19 protein-coding genes are annotated in these 18,496 nt (G+C 61.8%); 6 read left to right on the forward strand and 13 right to left on the reverse strand.

Annotated features, from left to right (window positions below; all coding sequences use genetic code 11):
* The first annotated feature begins 170 nt into the window (after window positions 1-170).
* Window positions 171-2,774, forward strand: a complete 2,604-nt coding sequence (locus PWG15_RS04320; protein WP_275023276.1) for an AMP-binding protein — start codon at window positions 171-173, stop codon at window positions 2,772-2,774.
* Here the strand turns inward: PWG15_RS04320 and PWG15_RS04325 are convergent.
* Both PWG15_RS04325 and PWG15_RS04330 read right to left on the reverse strand, forming a co-directional pair.
* Window positions 2,760-3,269, reverse strand: a complete 510-nt coding sequence (locus PWG15_RS04325; protein WP_275023277.1) for a DinB family protein — start codon at window positions 3,267-3,269, stop codon at window positions 2,760-2,762. The genes PWG15_RS04320 and PWG15_RS04325 overlap by 15 nt on opposite strands.
* A gap of 266 nt (window positions 3,270-3,535) precedes the next feature.
* The gene (locus PWG15_RS04330) at window positions 3,536-4,603 is read right to left on the reverse strand and encodes an IS110 family RNA-guided transposase (RefSeq protein ID WP_275023278.1); all 1,068 of its coding nucleotides are present in this window, start codon (window positions 4,601-4,603) and stop codon (window positions 3,536-3,538) included.
* Between the two features lie 262 nt (window positions 4,604-4,865).
* Between PWG15_RS04330 and PWG15_RS04335 the strand changes: the two genes are divergently transcribed.
* Together PWG15_RS04335 and ndk are read left to right on the forward strand one after the other, a co-directional pair.
* A complete protein-coding gene (locus tag PWG15_RS04335) occupies window positions 4,866-5,555 on the forward strand; it encodes a glutathione S-transferase family protein (protein ID WP_275023279.1) in 690 nt (229 codons plus the stop codon).
* Between the two features lie 102 nt (window positions 5,556-5,657).
* The gene (gene ndk / locus PWG15_RS04340) at window positions 5,658-6,080 is read left to right on the forward strand and encodes a nucleoside-diphosphate kinase (RefSeq protein WP_034803877.1); all 423 of its coding nucleotides are present in this window, start codon (window positions 5,658-5,660) and stop codon (window positions 6,078-6,080) included.
* Between the two features lie 91 nt (window positions 6,081-6,171).
* Here the strand turns inward: ndk and PWG15_RS04345 are convergent, their stop codons facing one another.
* Both PWG15_RS04345 and PWG15_RS04350 read right to left on the reverse strand, forming a co-directional pair.
* On the reverse strand, window positions 6,172-6,681 hold the full coding sequence (locus PWG15_RS04345; protein WP_275023280.1) for a hypothetical protein: 510 nt from the start codon (window positions 6,679-6,681) through the stop codon (window positions 6,172-6,174).
* Window positions 6,678-7,238: a CGNR zinc finger domain-containing protein gene (locus tag PWG15_RS04350; protein ID WP_275023281.1), complete on the reverse strand. Its 561-nt coding sequence runs from the start codon at window positions 7,236-7,238 to the stop codon at window positions 6,678-6,680. The genes PWG15_RS04345 and PWG15_RS04350 overlap by 4 nt, the downstream gene beginning before the upstream one ends.
* Before the next feature lie 67 nt (window positions 7,239-7,305).
* Between PWG15_RS04350 and PWG15_RS04355 the strand changes: the two genes are divergently transcribed.
* On the forward strand, window positions 7,306-8,202 hold the full coding sequence (locus PWG15_RS04355) for a branched-chain amino acid ABC transporter permease (RefSeq protein WP_275023282.1): 897 nt from the start codon (window positions 7,306-7,308) through the stop codon (window positions 8,200-8,202).
* Window positions 8,203-8,241: 39 nt separating this feature from the next.
* Here the strand turns inward: PWG15_RS04355 and PWG15_RS04360 are convergent, their stop codons facing one another.
* The 5 genes from PWG15_RS04360 to PWG15_RS04380 form a co-directional block, all read right to left on the reverse strand.
* Complete coding sequence (locus tag PWG15_RS04360; RefSeq protein WP_275023283.1) at window positions 8,242-8,709, reverse strand: molybdenum cofactor biosynthesis protein MoaE; 468 nt, start codon at window positions 8,707-8,709, stop codon at window positions 8,242-8,244.
* Between the two features lie 4 nt (window positions 8,710-8,713).
* Window positions 8,714-8,974 carry a molybdopterin converting factor subunit 1 gene (gene moaD / locus PWG15_RS04365; protein ID WP_275023284.1) on the reverse strand — a complete coding sequence of 87 codons (261 nt, stop codon included), beginning with the start codon at window positions 8,972-8,974 and terminating at the stop codon, window positions 8,714-8,716.
* Window positions 8,971-9,558 carry a CDP-diacylglycerol--glycerol-3-phosphate 3-phosphatidyltransferase gene (gene pgsA / locus PWG15_RS04370; protein ID WP_275023285.1) on the reverse strand — a complete coding sequence of 196 codons (588 nt, stop codon included), beginning with the start codon at window positions 9,556-9,558 and terminating at the stop codon, window positions 8,971-8,973. Before pgsA ends, moaD begins: the two co-directional genes overlap by 4 nt.
* Window positions 9,559-9,686: 128 nt before the next feature.
* The gene (uvrC, locus tag PWG15_RS04375; RefSeq protein ID WP_275023286.1) at window positions 9,687-11,705 is read right to left on the reverse strand and encodes an excinuclease ABC subunit UvrC; all 2,019 of its coding nucleotides are present in this window, start codon (window positions 11,703-11,705) and stop codon (window positions 9,687-9,689) included.
* Window positions 11,702-12,466, reverse strand: coding sequence for an SDR family oxidoreductase (locus tag PWG15_RS04380; protein ID WP_275023287.1), 765 nt, complete (start codon window positions 12,464-12,466; stop codon window positions 11,702-11,704). Before PWG15_RS04380 ends, uvrC begins: the two co-directional genes overlap by 4 nt.
* 367 nt (window positions 12,467-12,833) lie before the next feature.
* Between PWG15_RS04380 and PWG15_RS04385 the strand changes: the two genes are divergently transcribed.
* Window positions 12,834-13,472 (forward strand): outer membrane protein, encoded by a 639-nt coding sequence (locus tag PWG15_RS04385; RefSeq protein ID WP_275023288.1) that lies wholly within the window; start codon window positions 12,834-12,836, stop codon window positions 13,470-13,472.
* A gap of 60 nt (window positions 13,473-13,532) precedes the next feature.
* Here PWG15_RS04385 and PWG15_RS04390 read toward each other — a convergent pair whose 3' ends face one another.
* The 4 genes from PWG15_RS04390 to PWG15_RS04405 form a co-directional block, all read right to left on the reverse strand.
* Entirely contained in the window at window positions 13,533-14,123 is a 591-nt protein-coding gene (locus PWG15_RS04390) for a glutathione S-transferase (protein WP_275023289.1), read from the reverse strand.
* Window positions 14,124-14,204: 81 nt separating this feature from the next.
* Window positions 14,205-14,903, reverse strand: coding sequence for a ribonuclease T2 family protein (locus PWG15_RS04395; RefSeq protein WP_275023290.1), 699 nt, complete (start codon window positions 14,901-14,903; stop codon window positions 14,205-14,207).
* Between the two features lie 20 nt (window positions 14,904-14,923).
* A complete protein-coding gene (locus PWG15_RS04400) occupies window positions 14,924-15,367 on the reverse strand; it encodes a hypothetical protein (protein WP_275023291.1) in 444 nt (147 codons plus the stop codon).
* A 51-nt stretch (window positions 15,368-15,418) separates the two neighbouring features.
* On the reverse strand, window positions 15,419-16,288 hold the full coding sequence (locus tag PWG15_RS04405; RefSeq protein WP_275023292.1) for a 23S rRNA (adenine(2030)-N(6))-methyltransferase RlmJ: 870 nt from the start codon (window positions 16,286-16,288) through the stop codon (window positions 15,419-15,421).
* Between the two features lie 69 nt (window positions 16,289-16,357).
* On the opposite strand from PWG15_RS04405, the gene PWG15_RS04410 reads away from it, so the two are divergent.
* Window positions 16,358-18,493, forward strand: a complete 2,136-nt coding sequence (locus tag PWG15_RS04410; RefSeq protein WP_275023293.1) for a molybdopterin-containing oxidoreductase family protein — start codon at window positions 16,358-16,360, stop codon at window positions 18,491-18,493.
* Window positions 18,494-18,496: the final 3 nt, after the last annotated feature.

Raw genomic sequence — 18,496 nt, forward strand, 5'->3', positions numbered from 1 at the left:
CCGGTATGGTTGCTGAATTCCATCTAAGGGAGGCCGGTCGCAACTGACAATCGCAACCGAGCTGACAGCCGTCAGTTCGCCGATCTTTATACTTGACGCCTTTAGTCACCAATTATATTCGCGCTGCTAAATCGGGCATAGAAGCTCGAGGCAAACAGTGACGGTCAAGGATGTCCATCTCGTTCATTGCGGATCTGGCGAAATGGGGCGACCGGCCGGCGCTGGTCTTTTCCGGGCAGCGGACGGTCACCTATCGGGAGCTCGGCGAGCGGATCACGCGCCAGGCCCTTGCCTTCCGAGGCCCGCGTGGGCTGGTGGCGATCGAGGCCCAGCTTTCCGAACATGCGATCGTCGCTTACCTGGCGGCGCTGGCAGCTGGACATGCCGTTGCGGTGCACGCCCCGAAGAACGGGACCGGCGGATCCTGGGTCGATGCCTTCGAGCCCGATCATGCCTTTCGCCGGATCGACGGCCGCTGGCGCACGGAACATCTGCTGCGGGAAAATGATAGGGCGCTGCACTCCGAGCTGGCGGTGATGCTCTCCACTTCGGGCAGCACCGGTTGCGGCAAGGCCGTCCGCTTGTCCCGGGAAAACATCTCGGCAAACGCCGCGTCCATCGCCGAATATCTCGGCCTGACGGCGGATGATCGCGGCTGCCTGGTTCTGCCGCTGCATTATTCCTACGGCCTGTCGGTGTTGAATTCTCACCTGGCAGCCGGCGCCAGCCTCTACCTTCCCGGCGGATCGATTCTCGATGCCGGTTTCCTCGATGGTCTTGCCGAAAGCGGCAGCACGAACCTTGCGGGCGTGCCCTATTCCTACGAATTGCTGGAGAAGGTGGGCTTCCGCGAGAGGCAGTTTCCGAGCCTGCGCTTCATGACCGTCGCCGGCGGACGGCTGAGTCCTGGCGTCATCCGTCTCTACGACGACCACCTTCGCACCCAGGGCGCGGCATTCTTTGCGATGTACGGCCAGACCGAAGCCACGGCGCGCATCGCCTATGTGCCGCCGACTCTGCTCGCCGGAAACGAGGATAGGATCGGCGTCGCGATTCCAGATGGGCGCCTCCTGATCGAGACCGAGGGCGGAGCCCCGATCGAAAACGACGGTGTGACCGGCGAACTCGTCTATCGCGGTCCGAACGTGATGATGGGCTATGCAACATCGCGTGACGATCTCTGCCGCGGCGCCGAGCTTACCGAGCTGCGCACCGGCGACCTCGCGATCCGCCATGCCGACGGCCTGTTCCAGATCGTCGGCCGCATGAAGCGGATTTCCAAGATTGCCGGCCTGAGGATCGCTCACGATGTGCTGGAAGCGGCTCTCGAAAGGCGCGGCACCGCCGCAGCCGTCGTCGGTGACGATGCCAGTCTTCACGCGTTCTATTGCGGCAACCGCGATGCCGAAGAAATCAGACGGTTCCTCGCGCAGGCGAGCGGGCTGACGCTTGCCCACCTGAAAGCCACACCCCTTGCCGAAATGCCGCGGCTGGCCAGCGGCAAGGTCGATTACAACGCGCTCAACATGGCGGCGCGCCAGGCAGCCGTAAATGTCGACGACGACAACGGTGGCATCGAAGAGCTTTTCGCGCAGGTGTTCTATCCGAAGCGGGTGAAACGCTCCGACAGTTTTGTGTCGCTGGGCGGCGATTCCCTGCGCTTCGTTCAGCTTTCGATGGGGCTGGAGAAGGCACTGGGGCAAGTTCCGGACGCCTGGGAGACCTTGTCGATCACCGAGTTGTCGGCCTATGAGCGCCGCGAAACCACCACCCGGCGCATCGGGATTGATCTGCTGATCCGCGCTCTGGCCATTCTACTGGTCGTGCTGCACCATGAATTGCTCTGGCCCATCCCCGGCGGATCGGCGGCCATGGTCGTTCTCGTGGGTTTCAGTCTTGCCCGCTTCCAGATGGGACCGCTTCTGGCGGGAGACAGCTTGGCCATCCTGCGCCCGCTCGCCCAGGTGCTGGTTCCGTACTACCTGATCGTCGCTGCCTATGCGCTCGCCTGGGGTGAGGTGCCCTGGGCCTCGGCCTTTCTCGTCGGCAATTTCGGCCTGTCCCTGCCGGAGACGCACGGTATGGTGCCGTATCTCTACTGGTTCATCGAAGCCTATTGCCAGATGATGCTCCTCTTCGTCGGACTCTTCGCGATCCCGCAGTTCCGACGTTTTGTATCGGCAAGGCCCTTCGCCGCAGGAATGTCCCTGCTTTTGGCGGCACTTGTCGCCCGGCTTGCCCTGCCGTTGCTCTGGCCGATCGGCAATCGCCAGATTTTCACGCTGCCGTGGATCTTCTATCTCGCAGTCATCGGCTGGTGTGCTGCTGTCGCCGAAACGGCGAAGCAACGGCTGGTGCTGATGATGGCCGGCACGGGGGCTTTCCTGTTCTTCGGCCTATACGAGGGAGTCTGGATCGGAACGAAGATCAAGTACCTGCTGCAGATCGCGGTTCTCGCAGCCCTGCTCTATCTCCCGCGCATCAGCATGCCGCGCCGGGCGGCACAACTTACCCTGCCTTTGTCGGCGGCGGGCTTCCACATCTACATTCTGCACCGCTTCGTTCCGGAGCTGCTGATGCTGCCGCTGCAGTCGGCGCTGCCGCCCGCAGCGTTTTCGATCCTGTCGATCGTTGGCGGTGTGGCGCTCGGCCTTGTTGCCTGGCTCGGCCAGCGCCAGCTTCTAAAGAAGCTTGCCGAGTGGCGGGAGCGCGAGATCCGGCCACTACGGTTGCCCGGATTTGGGGCGCTGCGGTCTCCGCTACGCCCACTTTGACCCTTCGGTTCTCAGGAAATATGCAAGATCCAGCGCTACCGAAGGGCGACCGAGTGCGGTCAGCGTCGCATGCGCCTGGCCGCGGTGATGGGTCTGGTGGTTGAAGAAGTGTCCGAGCGTCGGCGCCAGCTTCTGGGTGATAACCGTCGGGTTGGTGAGCGGTGTATAGGTGAGGGCGGCGTTGAGGCGTTCGTCACTCAAGCCGTTGATCCAGGCGATGATGCGTTCGTCTTCGGCAGTGCGAGCGGCGGTAAGCGCCGGCAGATCGTCATGGAGGATCGCGTCGAGTTCGGTGGGGGCATCGCCCTCGCGCGTAAAGCGTTTCATCCATACCCGGTCGGCGACGAGAATATGGTTGAGGGTCGAAAGCAGCGAGCCGAAGAAGGCGCCCCGGCTTTCCCGCAATTCGGTATCGGTCAGTTCCGCTGCGGCGGCGTAGACCAGGCGGTTCGCCCAGCGGTTATAATCGGCGAACATGCGAAAGTGATCGAGCATCGGGTATCTCCAATGAAAGAACGCAAGGGGCAAAACACCTCCATTTGGCGGCTTTTCCTTGGGTTCGGTTGGTTATTGATCGGCATTTTCGCCGATCGGCTAAATGTCTTCCTTCCGCGCGACAGGCATCTGCCGTTCGGTTCTCGAACCAATCTCCAATGCGTGACCTGATGCGTTGGCTTCGGTCACAGAGTGACGTTCGGCTCCCGGCTTCCCATTCTCCTTGAGGAGCGCAGCCCGGACCTGCCGGGCTCGCTAGAACCTGATCAGGACAGCTGGGATATCGTCGACGCGCCTTCCATGGGGCTGGTGTCGCGCCGCTCGTAGGCGCGCTGGTCACGCAGGATCTGGAAGGCGATCGTCAAAAGCTTGCGTGCGATCGCCACACGCGCCTTGTTCACTCCTCTGAACTTCAAGTGGTCGTACTGGGCGCGCAGCTCAGGATCGCTGGCGATGGCGGGGGTGACCGCCTCGACGAACGCCCAGCGCAACCATTTATTGCCCTGCTTGATGATCTTGCCGTGGTAGGTCTTGCCGCCGGAGGAATAGGTCGATGGCACGAGGCCGGCATAGGCGGCCAGCTTCTTCGGGGTGCGGAACCGGCTGATATCGTCGATCTCCGCATCGATCAGCCGGGCGAAGAACTCGCCGATGCCGGGGATCGTCTTCAACAGCCTGACATTGCCATTGCCCTTGGTCATCGCCCGGATCGTTGCTTCCGCCTGCTTGATCCGCACGTCAATGTCGCCGATGAAGGCGAGGCCACGGTCGATCTGGATACGGTCGATCGCTGAGACCTCAATCTGCGCCAGCTGGCTGCGGCCGGCCTTGCCAAACAGGTCCCCAAGCGTCTTCAACTGCGCCGTCTGTTCCGGATAACGATCAAACACCGTGACTATGCGGTTCTTCGTCATCGTGCGCAGCCGCACGTAAAACATCCGCTCGCGCAGCGCGACACGCAACTCGCGGGCCTTGTCGCTCGGTGCCCAGGCCTGTGGCACCAGGTCGGCCCTGAGCAGGTGTGCCAGCACGGTGGCGTCGATCTTGTCGGTCTTGATCTTGGCGTCGGCGATCGCCTTGACCTTCAACGGATGGGCGAGAACGACATCATCACATATGTCGTCGAGCCAGTCGTAGATCACCATCCAGTTGCGCGTCGCCTCGACAACCGCATGGCTGTTCTCGCGATAGCGTTCGAGAAAGCTGCCCAGCGACTGGCGGTCGTTCTTCACCCGGCCGGATCTGAGCGTCTTGCCGCCCGAATCCTGCACCACCAGGTGGCTGTAGGATTTGTGGTAGTCGACGCCGATATGGTATTCATAGGACGCAGTCATGCTTCCAACTCCCGTGTTGAGATCTCGAAAACCCCAACAGGATAAGCCGAAAGGCTGGAAGCGTGACTGTCCCTCGATCATCACCTGCATCTCAGTGATCCGTTCTCTCCGCGGGCGACCTCTTTCATGTCACCTCCTTTGAAGGGGCGGCGACGCTAACTCGAAACCGCATTTCTGTGGCTGATATCACTCATGAAATTTACTGATTTGATGACGTGGCCGATTTGTCGTTCAACGGGACGCCAACCGACCGGGAGTTCACATGTCGAGAAAACTCTATTCGCTTTGCGGCGCCGACAGGACGCGTCCTTTCTCGCCGCATGTGTGGAAGACGAAGATGTCGCTCGCGCACAAGGGGCTCGATTTCGACGTCGTGCCGATCGGTTTCACCGAAATCCCCGCGGTCGAGGATGGGGCAACGAGCCTGGTGCCGCTGCTGCGGGACGGCGAACGCTTGGTGCAGGACAGCTTCGAGATAGCCCTTTATCTCGAACAGAACTACCCGGATCGTCCGCCGCTCTTTGCCGGCGAGGGGGCGATGGCGATCTCCCGCTTCGTCGAGGGCTGGTCGCAGACAACACTGCATCCCGCCATTACCCGCATCATCATCAGGGATATTCACGATCGCCTTGATCCAGTCGATCAGGCCTATTTCCGGCAGAGCCGCGAGAAGCGCTTTGGCACGTCGCTCGAAGCGGTCGCCGAAAGCGGTGGCGCAGCGCTCGGAACCTTCGCTGAAAAGCTCGAGCCGCTGCGCCATATGCTGAAGTTTCAGGGTTTCCTCGGCGGCGCGTCGCCGCTTTTTGCCGATTACATCGTCTTCGGCGCGTTTCAGTGGGCGCGCATCGTTTCGCCGCAGTGCCTGCTTCAGCCAGGTGATCCCGTGACCGATTGGTTCGAACGATGCCTCGATCTGCACAGCGGGCTCGGACGTAGTGTGACGGCTGCGTGAAACCCGCTTGCCCCAAGCCGAATCATCGGTGAACCCCCTTGTTTTGCGCGGAATTGGCGGCTAATGAACCGCCACTTCTCAAGAAACAAGGGATTTGAGCCAATGGCTATTGAACGTACCTTCTCGATGATCAAGCCGGACGCGACCAAGCGCAACCTGACCGGCGCCATCACCAAGATGCTCGAAGATGCCGGCCTGCGCGTCGTCGCTTCCAAGCGCGTCTGGATGAGCCGCCGCGAAGCCGAAGGCTTCTACGCCGTTCACAAGGAACGTCCGTTCTTCGGCGAACTGGTCGAGTTCATGTCCTCCGGCCCGACGATCGTTCAGGTTCTCGAAGGCGAAAACGCCATTGCCAAGAACCGCGAAGTCATGGGCGCCACCAACCCGGCAAACGCTGACGAAGGCACCATCCGCAAGGTTCACGCTCTCTCGATCGGCGAAAACTCGGTTCACGGTTCGGATGCTCCGGAAACCGCTGCCGAAGAAATCGCCTACTGGTTCTCGGGCACCGAGATCGTCGGCTGATTCAAAATCTCCAGTTCGGGCTGTAATGGCTTGAATTGACGTGGGATTTGAACCGGAGCGGAAACGCTCCGGTTTTTTTATTGCCCGTCTTTCACACCGGGCATTTTGCCGTCTCGAAATGCTCCGGTGCCTTGCCGCCGCGGAAGACTTCGGGGTTCTTGTCATAGGCGGGGCCTTCGACCAGCGCCTTGGCCGGCATGATGTCCTGATCGACATCGGAGATCACGGTGGTTTCGAGCTTCTGCAGCGACTGGCCTTCTGGTCCTTTGACCTCGATCGTCACCGCATAGGGACGGTCCTTCTTCACACAGGTGATATCGGGGCTTTCCAGCACCACCTTTTCCAGCTTCGGGAAGAGTTTGCGCTCCAGCGTCAGCGCGTCGCCGCCTGCCGGATTTTCGAAGCGTGCAACGACGACACTGCCATCGGGCACAGCCTCGGCCTTGGTCAGCGTGATCATGTAGGTCGCGTAGGCCAGGCGATAGTTGAACACGAACATCTTGCCCGTCAGCTTCAACGGATCGGGTCCGGTCTCGCGCTGGCAGCCGGTGGCGAAGAGTGCGACGGCAATTGCCGCCAAGATCCCGAATGTCCTTATCATGGGCCTGTCTCTTCCCTGTTGCGATGGTAGTGGCGCCTGGCCTTGTTGCGATTGCCGCAGACGGCCATGTCGCACCAGGTCCGGCTGCGGTTGCGGCTACGGTCGAGAAACAGCCAGCCGCAATTGGGGCAGATCTTCAGACGGTCGGGCTCGGGGGTGGCGGCAAGGCTCAGTGCCGATTGTGCCGTCGCCGTGTCGAGCGGAAGCAGAAGCCCAGGGGGCTGGGAGCGACGCAGAACCCCCGCGATCGCCTCGAGCAAATCGGCCAAAAGCTCCGGCCGGCCGTTGTTCGATATCTCCGCGCGAAAGTGTCTGTCGGTCGCCTCGCGCAGCCGCAGCAGCCCGACGCGGCGTTCCGCCGCCACAGGCGCTAGCGGGCCGAAGCGGGTGTTTTCGGCGCCGAAGCGGTACGCCGCTTCCGCAAAGGAATCGATCGCCGCGGCGTCGGCGAACCGGTCGATCCGGCGCTCCGGATCGGAACGCAGGATGATGGAATTGGCCACGTCCAGCGCGAGTGCGCCGCCGGCAAATCTATGGGCTGTCCAGGTGAAGGTCATGCGAAAATCCTAACTGGTAAAAATGATTTTACCAGTTATATTGATCTTGTCACGTTCCGGATGTGCCATGCTCTATTTTCTGCAGCAGCTCGCCAATGCCGTTCCTGTCGCTGCGCTCTACGCGGCGCTCGCCTTCGGCTATGCCATCGCCTTTGCCGTGACCCGTCGGGCGGATCTTACCTACGGGGCGCTCTTTGCCTTCTCGGGCCAGATGTTCGTGCTGTTTGCTGATTTCGGTTGGAACCGGCTGTGGCTGGTCCTTCCGGCTGCCCTTGGCCTCGGTGCGGCGGCGGCCCTGAGCTTCAGCGTTGGCGCCGGGCTCGTCGCTGGGCGTTACGTCATGCGGCCGCTCGCCTTTTCGTCTGCCAACACCGTCGTCGTGGCGTCGCTAGGCTGCCTGCTGGTGCTGATGGAGACGGCGCGGCTTGCCTCTGAGACACGCAGCCTTTGGCTGCCGCCGTTCCTGAACGGGAACATCGTGTTCTGGAACGATCCTCGCTTTCCGGTGACCTTGACGGTCATCCAGCTCGGTAACACCGTGCTCATGGCCGCGCTCGTGGCCGCCGGGCACTGGTTCCTGACGCATTCGCGGGCAGGGCGGTTCTGGCGCGCCGTCTCGGAGGATCGGGGTGCTGCGGCCCTCTGCGGCGTCGATGCCGCGACCGTCTACATCGCAGCCTACGGTGCCGCGTCGCTGATCGCCGCCTTCTGCGGCATTCTGGCCGCGTCCTACTATGGCAACATGGATTTCGGCACGGGTCTGACCTTCGGGGTCAAGGTGCTGTTCATCGCTGCAATCGGTGCCCAGGCCTCGCCCCTTTATGCGGCCCTCGGCGCGGCCGGTATTGGTCTACTCGAAACGCTCTGGACGGCCTATGGCCCCATTCTCTGGCGTGACTTCGTAATCTTCGGGTTTCTGGTGGTCGTGCTGGCGGTGACGCGCAAGGAGAAGGTCATTCCCTGATGACGAACGAGTCGCCGGTGTGCGTGAACGCGCCTGGTTCTATTTCGTCGACCAGCGGTCCCGCGCAGTGTCGTCGGCATCCTTGGCGCTGACCCAGCCGCCGGTGGTGCCATCGCCCAGGTGCTCCTTTTTCCAGAAAGGCGCTGAGGTCTTCAGGAAATCCATGATGAAGTTGGCGCCGTCGAAGGCGGCCTGCCGGTGGCGCGAGGCGGTGACCACTAGCACGATGTTCTCGCCAGGAAGAATTTTTCCGTACCGGTGGATGGCGGTGGCGGCCTGCAGCGAGAAACGCTCGACCGCCTCGTGGCAGATGCGTTCGATCTCGGCTTCGGCCATGCCGGGATAATGTTCGAGCTCAAGGGCGGCGAGAGTGCCCGCCTCATCGCGGCAAAGGCCGGAAAATGTTACGACCGCGCCGATGTCAGTCCGTCCGGCAGAGAGTTTCGTGGCCTCGGCATTGAGGTCGAAATCCTCGCGCTGAACGCGCACGGTCACCGGCGCGTTCATGGGCTCAGCCACCCGTCATTGGTGGAAACAGGGCAATCTCCCGGGCGCCGGCAATCGGCTCCTGGTGGTCGACATGTTCCTGATTGATGGCCGCGCGGATGACGTTTTCATGCTCGAGTGCCGTCTCGTACTCCTCGCCGAGCGTCTTCAGATGCTGGAGCAGGTCGGCAATGGTGACAACGCTGGCCGGAACGTCCAAGGTCTCTTCGCCTTTGCCGATGCGTTCCCGCACCCAGGAGAAATAGACGAGATTGACGGTGCTCATTCGTTGACCACGTGCTTGAGGCCGGCGCGGAAATAGTCGTAGCCCGTGTAGAGCGTGATGGCGGCGGCGATCCACAGCAGCACGATACCAGCCTCGGTCGTGTAGGGCAAAATCTTGTCGCCGGCGGGGCCAGCCAGCAGGAAGGCGATGGCGACCATCTGGATCGTCGTCTTCCACTTGGCGATGCGGGTGACGGGGACGCTGACCTTCAGGGCCGCCAGATATTCGCGCAGGCCGGAGACCAGGATTTCACGGCACAGAATAATGATCGCGGCCCAGATCGACCAGCCGGCAATGGTGCCGTCAGCCGCGACCAGCAGCAGGATCGAGGCGACGAGCAGCTTGTCGGCGATCGGATCCAGCATCTTGCCGATATTCGAGGTCTGCTTCCAGATCCGCGCAAGATAGCCGTCGAAGAAGTCGGTGATCGAGGCGATGACGAAAAGCGTGACCGCCGTCCAGCGCGCGAAATCCGAACTGTGCAGCCGTCCTTCGATGAAGAAGCAAAGGACGATCAGCGGCACGATCAGGATTCGGAAGTAAGTGAGCAGGTTCGGGATGCTGTAGGCGACGGGCGTGGGCATGGATTCGTGTTCTCTGGTTCGTCAGGTACAGAATGACTTTGCTGGCCGGAGGTCAACAGGTCATCGTCGGCAACTGTCATATTTGCCCTATTGCATGTGAACGCCGGGTGAATTGTGACGCCTGGTTGTCATTTCGCCGCATCGTCGTGGAAATGTTCATAAACCAGCCGGGCCACCGTCTCAGAAATGCCGGCGACGGCCATGAGGTCGTTGATGCCGGCGCGCGAAACGGCCTTGGCGGTACCGAAATGCGTCAGCAGCGCGCGCTTGCGCGTTGGCCCGATGCCGGCGATCTCGTCGAGCGGGTTCTTGACCATCTCCTTCTTGCGGCGGGCCCGGTGCGAGCCGATCGCGAAGCGATGCGCTTCGTCGCGCAGCCGCTGGATGAAGTAGAGCACCGGATCGCGCGGCGGCAGCGTGAAGCTGTCGCGGCCAAGCGCGAAGAACCGTTCACGTCCGGCATCGCGGTCGACACCCTTGGCGACGCCGATCGCGGTGACGCAATCCTCGACGTCGAGTTCCCGAAGGATGGCCCGCACGGCGGTCATCTGGCCCTGGCCACCGTCGATCAGGATGACGTCAGGCCAGGCCGGGAAGGCGCCGTCGTCAGACTCCATGGTCCGGTCCGGCTTGCCTTCTTCCTTCAGCAGGCGCGAGAACCGCCGGGTCATCACCTCGCGCATCATGCCGAAGTCGTCGCCCGGCGTGATGTCGGTCGATTTGATGTTGAACTTGCGGTACTGGCCTTTGACGAAACCTTCCGGTCCCGCCACCACCATGCCGCCGACGGCATTGGTGCCCATGATGTGGGAGTTGTCGTAGATCTCGATGCGGCGCGGTGTGCGCTCAAGCTTGAAGGTTTCCGAGAAGCCTTCAAGCAGGCGCGATTGGGAGGCGGTTTCCGCAAGCTTGCGGCCATGGGCCTCGCGCGCATTGGCAAGCGCATGATCGACGAGATCCTTCTTCTCGCCGCGCTGCGGTACCTGGATCGCCACCTTGTATCCGGATTTCTCACTCAGTGCCTGACCGAGGAGTTCCTGTTCCTCCACCGCTTCGCAAAGAAGAATCTGCCGCGGACAGGGCTTGTCGTCGTAGAACTGCGCCAAGAACTGCGAGAGCACCTCGGCTGCCGGCAGCGACGGGTCGGCCTTCGGGAAGTAGGCGCGGTTGCCCCAGTTCTGACCAGTGCGGAAGAAGAAGACCTGAATGCAGGAGACGCCGCCTTCGTGATGGATCGCGAAAACGTCCGCTTCCTCGACGCCGGCGGGATTGATCCCCTGGTGGCTCTGGACGTGGCTGAGCGCTGCCAGTCGGTCGCGGTAAAGCGCGGCCCGTTCGAAGTCGAGGTTTTCCGATGCCTCGCCCATTGCTGCGGCGATCGTTGCCTTCACGGCCTGGCTCTTGCCCGACAGGAAGTCCTTCGCCTCCTGCACCAGTTCCTTGTAGTCAGCGTCGCTGACTTCGCCGGTGCAGGGCGCCGAACAGCGCTTGATCTGATAGAGCAGGCACGGTCGAGTGCGAGTCTCGAAGACGCTGTCGGTGCAGGTGCGGAGCAGGAAGGCGCGTTGCAGCGAATTGATCGTGCGGCCGACGGCGCCGGCAGACGCGAAGGGGCCGAAATAGTCGCCCTTGCGGCTGCGCGCGCCGCGGTGCTTGTAAAGCGCCGGCGCGCGGCTGTCGCCCGTGACCAGAATATAGGGAAACGACTTGTCGTCGCGCAAGAGCACGTTGAAGCGCGGCCGCAAGCGCTTGATCAGGTTCGCTTCGAGGAGTAGCGCTTCGATCTCGGTGCGCGTCGTCACGAACTCCATGTTCGCGGTTTCGCGCACCATGCGCGCAATGCGGTTGGAATGGCCGCGCCCCTGGGCATAGTTGCTGACGCGCTTCTTCAGGCTGCGGGCCTTGCCGACGTAGAGAACGTCGCCGGTCTCGTTGAACATGCGGTAGACGCCGGGGCCGTTCGGCAGGAGCTTGACGAAGGCCTGGATCAGCTCCGCGCCCTTCAAGCCTTCCATGTCGGCGTGATTCTCGTTCCACTCGACGGGTGCAGCACTCGTGCTTTCCGTGACCTCGATCAGATCGTCGTCGTCTTCCGTCTCGGTGCCGTCATAGAGGATGCCGCCGTCTGTCGGCACGCGTCCGTTCATTCCACTATCTCCCTGATGTCGGGCGTTTCCCAGGCGAGGTGCTGGCCCCCGTCGAGCGCGATCATCTGTCCGGTAATCGACGGCGTGTCGAACAGGAAGCGGATCGTCCGTCCGAATTCGTCGAGCATCGGCCCGCGTCTGAGAATCAGGGCTTCGACCTGCGCCTCAAAATCCTTTGGGTCCTGCCGCTCGTTTGGCAAAGTCGGCCCGGGGCCGATACCGTTGACGCGGATGCGCGGGGCGAGCGCCTGCGCCATCGTCCGGGTAGCCGTCCAAAGCGCCGACTTCGACAACATATAGGAATAAAAGCGCGGATTGGGAGCCCAGACGCGCTGGTCGATCACATTGACAATGAGCCCATTGGCGTCTGCCGGAAGCAGTTCAGCGAAATCGCGCGCCAACAGGGAAGGGGCCTTCACATGCAGGGCGAAGTGCTGATCCCAGATTGATTCGTCGAAAGCGTCGAGGCTGTCCTTCTTGAAGACCGAGGCATTGTTGACGAGCAGGTCCAGCGGGCCAAGCGCCTCTGCGGCGCGTGCGATGAGCGCCGACGTCTCCGCCGTGTCGGTGAGGTCAGCGCGAAGCGCGACGGCCTTCGTTCCGCTTTTCGAGAGTGCTTCGGCCAGAGCTTCTGCTTCGTCAAATGAGGCGTCGGCATGAATGGCGACCGAAAAGCCGTGGGCCGAGAGGTCCTCAACTATAGCCTTGCCGATCCGCTTGGCGCCCCCGGTCACGAGGGCGGCCTTCAGTGCTTTCTTCAACGTCTCATCCCGCTTTTTCGAATCTTCGCGTCAGCCGACGAAGATATAGGCAAGAAACGTGAGCCTGAAACACTCCCTGACAGTTCCTTGCCGAAAAATTAATGGAATTGGCGTAAATTGTATTATTTTGTAATCGTATAGTATATCTTCGGTTAACCTTGAATCATGGTTAACAAAACCCCTGTGGCCACAAAGCAACATCAAATTTTGGGCGCGTTTGTGCCACCAAAATTTCACATTTTGGCTCTTGTGAATCCTCATTTGCTGGCCAATTTCAGCTCAACCGGGCGGGTTAATTGAAAGTTGTCCGATGTTTCACTGTGGGACCCCAAGCCCTCGGGGCATCGGTACGAAAAGGAGAATATTTATGCGTACGCTCACCACCACCCTCATGGCTTCGGCTATGACCCTCATCGCCTTCCAGGCCGCCCAGGCTGCTGATGCGATCGACGAAGTTCCGGCTGCTCCGCAGGCCGAATACACCGAGCCGGCAGCCAAGAATTGGTCGGGCGCCTATGTCGGTGGTACCGCCGATTGGCACCATGGTCAGCATGACGCGACCGGCGACAACACGGCAGCCGGCTTCGGCGGCGGCCTTTATGGCGGCTACAACATGCAGAACGGCCAGCTCGTATACGGCGGTGAAGCTGATGTCGGCTACTCCGGCCAGGATTCGAGCAAGGGCAACCTGCGCATGAAGCAGGGCGTCAACGGCTCGCTGCGCGCTCGCGTCGGTGTCGATCTGAACCCGGTTCTGCTTTACGGCACCGCCGGTCTCGCTGTCGGCCAGGCCAAGGGCACCGTTGGCGGCGCTTCCGACAAGAACACCATGGTCGGCTGGACCGCAGGTGTCGGCGCGGAAACCTTCGTCACCGACAACATCACTGCACGCGTCGAATACCGTTACACGGACTACGGCTCGAAGGACTTCCGCATGGGCGGCACCAACGTTTCGTCGGGCTACGACGAGCACAGCGTTCGCGTCGGTATGGGCGTGAAGTTCTGATCGGCTTTCGCCAGATCAAAGAAAAGGCCGGGGAGACCCGGCCTTTTTTGTGCGCGTTTTTCAAGCCTTGAACTTGGAGTAGTCCGGGAAGTGCTTCTCGAATTTCGCCGGCCAGTTCTTCAGCTTGGCGCGCCCCTTCTGCCATTCTCCGGCAAATCGCAACTCGATGTAGCGCAGCATCGCTGCAAGCGCGAAATGGCCGGCATGGAGCTTGGCCCCGGTCTTTGGCAGGTTGGCGTTCAGGTGGTCGAGGCTGCGTTCAACCTTTTCCCATTGCCGGTCGATCCAGGGCTGATGCACCTTTTCAGGCGGATGTGAGCGCTTCTCGTAAACGATTGCGAGCAGGCTGTCGCAGACGCCGTCGCACAAGGCTTCGAGGATCTCGACATCGGTCCGCTTGCCAGCATTCTTCGGGTAAAGCTTGCCCTTGGTTTCCCGATCGATGAAGTGCGTGATCGCGCGGCTGTCATAGACCGAACGTCCATCGCTAAGAATGAGTGTCGGTATTTTGCCCAGCGGATTGTTTTCGATCAGTTCGGGCGGATTGGCTCCGGTGTCGGTCAGGACGCTTTCGGCCGAGAACCCGGCGTAATGCGCCGCCATCCGAACCTTGTTCGAATAGGGTGAGGCAGGGGAGTACAGTATCTTCATCGAGCGTCTTTCTTCTGGTCCAGAGCAATCCGAAAAGAGTACGAAGCGGAATTGCGTCCGGAATTGCCTAAGAACAAATACCTATGGAGCCGGAGGCAGTGAGACGCTGTCTTTCCTGCATGCCTGGCGATCGACCGCCGGGCAGGAACGGAAATTCAGCGACTTGTCGAAGCAGATCCGGATTTCTTCGAGCCTGTTGCCTTCGCACGTAACCGCGACCGCGTCCTCTGTCATGCCGGGGTTCTTGCCAACGAGCGCGCTTTCGATTGTGTTGACGGACACATTCGTTTGCTGCCGGGCAGGCGAGAGTTCCGGCGGCAGCGCAAGTCGGTTCCACGCGGCGCGGGTGACGGCGAAATAGTCCTCCTGGCTGAGGCCGGAACAGCTGCCGTGCTTGCGCCATTGATGGCCGATCAGGCCCATGGACGGGATGAGATCGAGATACTGCTTTCCGAGCGACGACGGAACACGATCAGATTGCCGCGTCGGGCAGAAGTCCGGATATCCTTTTTCGTTCTGGGGCCAGAGGCCGTGAACGATCAGGCCGCGATTGGATCCCGCCTCGCATTGGCTGGATTTTCCGTTGGGATCATTGTCGTCACACCAGGTCGGCGACCAGGACAGTGACAGCACGTAAAAATCGAAGCCGCTGCCGATCGGTACTGCGGCGGCTGTCTTCGCGCTATCGCCTTTGGTTGCCGTCGGCGCTTTCTCGGTGTTCTGGTCGCTGCAGCCGATCAAGCCTGCAGCAACGAAAAGCGCCGGCAAAAGCCGGCGCATAGTCCGGAGTTGCGCCATGCCTATTGAAGCGATGCGCAGTGGGCGCCGTAAACGTACCAGGGATCAAGCCCGCCGACGCAGAACTCGATGCTGCGGCCGACACCAGCAAAGCCCCAGGGGCGTTCGATGACATAGTATAGCGAACGCTGATAGCCGTCCGTCATCACGGCGGTGGCGCGGCAATATTCGCGTTCGACCAGGTGCGTCTCGTCGCGGAGCTCCTGCCTGCTTTGTCCCGTGTTGCGGATCTCGGCGATTGACAGATTGGCGTGGAGATAATTCGCATCCCGGTATTCGAAGCGGGAGGTGATGAAGCCGAGCACCGACGCCTCGCTGCAAACGCCGGTATCGTAGTAGGACTGGGCTGGAGCCTCGCCGATGTAATCGGCGGCCATAGCGCCCGGCGCCGCGGCGCCGGCGAGGGAAAGCGAGATGAGAAGCGTTGCTGCGAGCGTGCGAGTCATGGGCGTCTCCCTATATCGTCACACGAGATTGCGGTGTGTCGCGCCCGTCCGTCAAGCCCCTCGGGTTGCCTGTTCTTCGCCGCGCAGCCAGAAGCAGCGGGTCGAGGCGAAGCGATCCTGCGCCAGGCGTGCTTTCAGGAACGGAAGCAGCAGATCGAGTTCGCCCTTCAGCGTGAAGGGCGGGTTGACGATGATGAGACCGGAGCCCGAAAGACCCGTGGTTTCGCGGTCACTGCGGACCGACAGTTCGGCGCAGAGCATCTTCGGAATCTCGAGCGCTTTCAGTGCTTCATGGAAAGCCTTGATCGGTGCCCCCTGCTTCAAGGGATACCAGAGGCAATAGATGCCGCCGGAAAAGCGCCGATAGGCGCGCGCCAGGCCATCGGCGAGGCGCTCGTACTCGCCTTCCTTTTCGAAGGGTGGATCGACGAGGATCAGCCCGCGCTTCTCTTTCGGCGGCAGGTGGGCGCCGAGTGCGAGCCAGCCGTCGAGCTCTGTGATCCGACTCTGGAAGTCGCCGTCGAAGAGCCGGTGTAGCGTTTCGTAGTCGTCCGGATGCAGTTCCATCGCAGACAGCCGGTCCTGCAGACGGAAGAGCATGCGGGCGAGCTTCGGCGAGCCGGGATAGAGCGTCAGTTCGGCGCCAGGATTAAGTGTGCGGACAGACGCCAGATAGGGGGCGAGGATGGCCGCGATTTCGGCGGGCAGATCGCCCTCAAGAAGCCGGCCGATGCCCTCGCGCCATTCTCCGGTCTTCTGCGCTTCTTCGCTGGAGAGATCGTATAACCCGATGCCGGCATGGGTATCGAGCACGCGAAAGGGCTTCTCCTTCTGTTGGAGATAGGTGACGAGGCGTGCCAGCACCGCGTGCTTCAGGACGTCGGCAAAATTGCCCGCGTGGTAGATGTGCCGATAGTTCATGAGCGCCGCCGATGGCCCCGATCAATTGTTTCGATGGGTGGACGATTGGCTCTTTGAGCCCGTTTGTCGATGCCATATAGAAAAGCCATGAACGTTGCGACCCCCATCAAAGCAGAAAAATCGATCGGTCATTCGGTCTGTCCGCACGACTGTCCCTCCGCTTGCGCGCTGGAGGTGGACCTGACCGCCGAAGGGCGGATCGGCCGCGTGCGTGGCGCTTCCGCTAACACCTACACCGCCGGTGTGATCTGCGCCAAGGTGGCGCGCTACTCCGAGCGCATCTATCATCCGGGCCGTCTCATGGTGCCGCAGCGCCGCAAGGGCGCCAAGGGCGAGGGCAGCTGGCAGGAAGTGAGCTGGGAAACGGCACTCGACGAGATCGCCGATCAGTTTATTCGCGCCGAGCAGAGGCACGGGGCTGAGGCTATCTGGCCGTACTTCTATGCCGGCACCATGGGACAGGTGCAGCGCGACTCGATCGATCGGCTGCGCCATGCCAAGCGCTATTCGGGCTTCTTCGGCTCGATCTGCACCAATATGGCCTGGACCGGCTTCTCCATGGCCACCGGCGCCCTGCGCGGCCCCGACCCGCGCGAGATGGCAAAGGCCGATTGCGTGGTGATCTGGGGTACGAACGCGGTCGCAACCCAGGTCAATGTGATGACGCATGCGGTCAAGGCCCGCAAGGACCGCGGCGCCAAGATCGTCGTCATCGATGTCTACGACAATCCGACGGTCAAGCAGGCGGATATGGGGCTGGTGTTGAAACCCGGCACCGACGCCGCGCTCGCCTGCGCCGTGATGCACATCGCCTTCCGCGACGGCTACGCCGACCGGGCCTACATGGCCGAGTTCGCCGACGACCCGGCCGGTCTCGAAGCACATCTCCAGTCGCGCGGGCCGGAATGGGCGTCTGCCATCACCGGTCTTGCGGTCGACGAAATCGAATCCTTCGCCAGGCTCGTCGGTACGACGCCGCGCACCTATTTCCGCCTCGGCTACGGCTTTACCCGCCAGCGCAACGGGTCTGTCGCCATTCATGCGGCAGCCTCGGTGGCGACGGTTCTCGGCTCCTGGAAGCACGAGGGCGGTGGCGCCTTCCACTCCAACAACGATATCTTCAAGCTCGACAAGCGCGAGCTGATCGGCTCGGCCTTCCACGATCCGGATGTACGCATGCTCGACCAGTCGCAGATCGGTCGTGTGCTGACCGGTGACGCCGAGGCGCTGCGCCACCGTGGTCCGGTGACGGCGATGCTGATCCAGAACACCAATCCGGTGAATGTCGCGCCGGAGCAGCGTCTGGTGAAGCGTGGCTTCCTGCGAGACGACCTGTTCGTCGCCGTGCACGAGCAATTCATGACCGATACGGCGGCCGTTGCCGATATCGTGCTGCCGGCCACCATGTTCCTCGAACATGACGATCTCTATCGCGGCGGTGGCCACCAGCACATCCTGATCGGCCCCAAGGTGGTGGAACCGCCCTCGACTGTGCGCACCAATCTCTTCGTCATCGAGGAACTGGCCAAGCGCCTCGGCGTTACCGACCATGCCGGCTTCGGCCTGACGGAGCGCCAGCATATCGACCGGCTGCTTGCCAATTACGGCATTGGCTACGAGGAGATGAGACAAGAGAAGTGGCTGGACTGCCAGCCGGGCTTCGACGAGGCTCATTATCTCAAGGGGTTCGGTCACCCCGACGGCAAGTTCCGCTTCAGGGCGGACTGGACGGGAACGCCCGCGCCGAACCGGCCGCCGAAATCCATGGGCATTCAAGGGCCGCACGCAGAATTGCCGGAGTTCCCCGATCACGTCGATCTGATCGAGGTCGCCGACGCCGAGCATCCCTTTCGTCTCGCAACCTCGCCGGCCCGATCCTTCCTCAATTCGACCTTCGCCGAGACGCCGTCCTCCATCCAGAAGGAAGTGCGCCCGGAAGTGATGCTCCATGCGGACGATGCCGAGGCGCTCGGCATCGCCGACGGCGATGTCGTTCAGCTTGGCAACCAGCGCGGTGAGATCCGCCTGCATGCGAAGATCGGCGGGGGAACGCGTCGCGGCGTCGTGATCGCCGAAGGGCTCTGGCCGAACGGCGCTCATCTCGACGGAGAAGGGATCAACGTGCTGACCGGTGCCGACGCGGTGGCACCCTATGGCGGCGCCGCCTTCCACGACAACAGGATCTGGGTCAGGCCGGCGCGCTAAATC

The sequence above is a fragment of the Ensifer adhaerens genome (assembly GCF_028993555.1).
GTDB classification, from domain to species: Bacteria; Pseudomonadota; Alphaproteobacteria; order Rhizobiales; family Rhizobiaceae; genus Ensifer; species Ensifer adhaerens_I.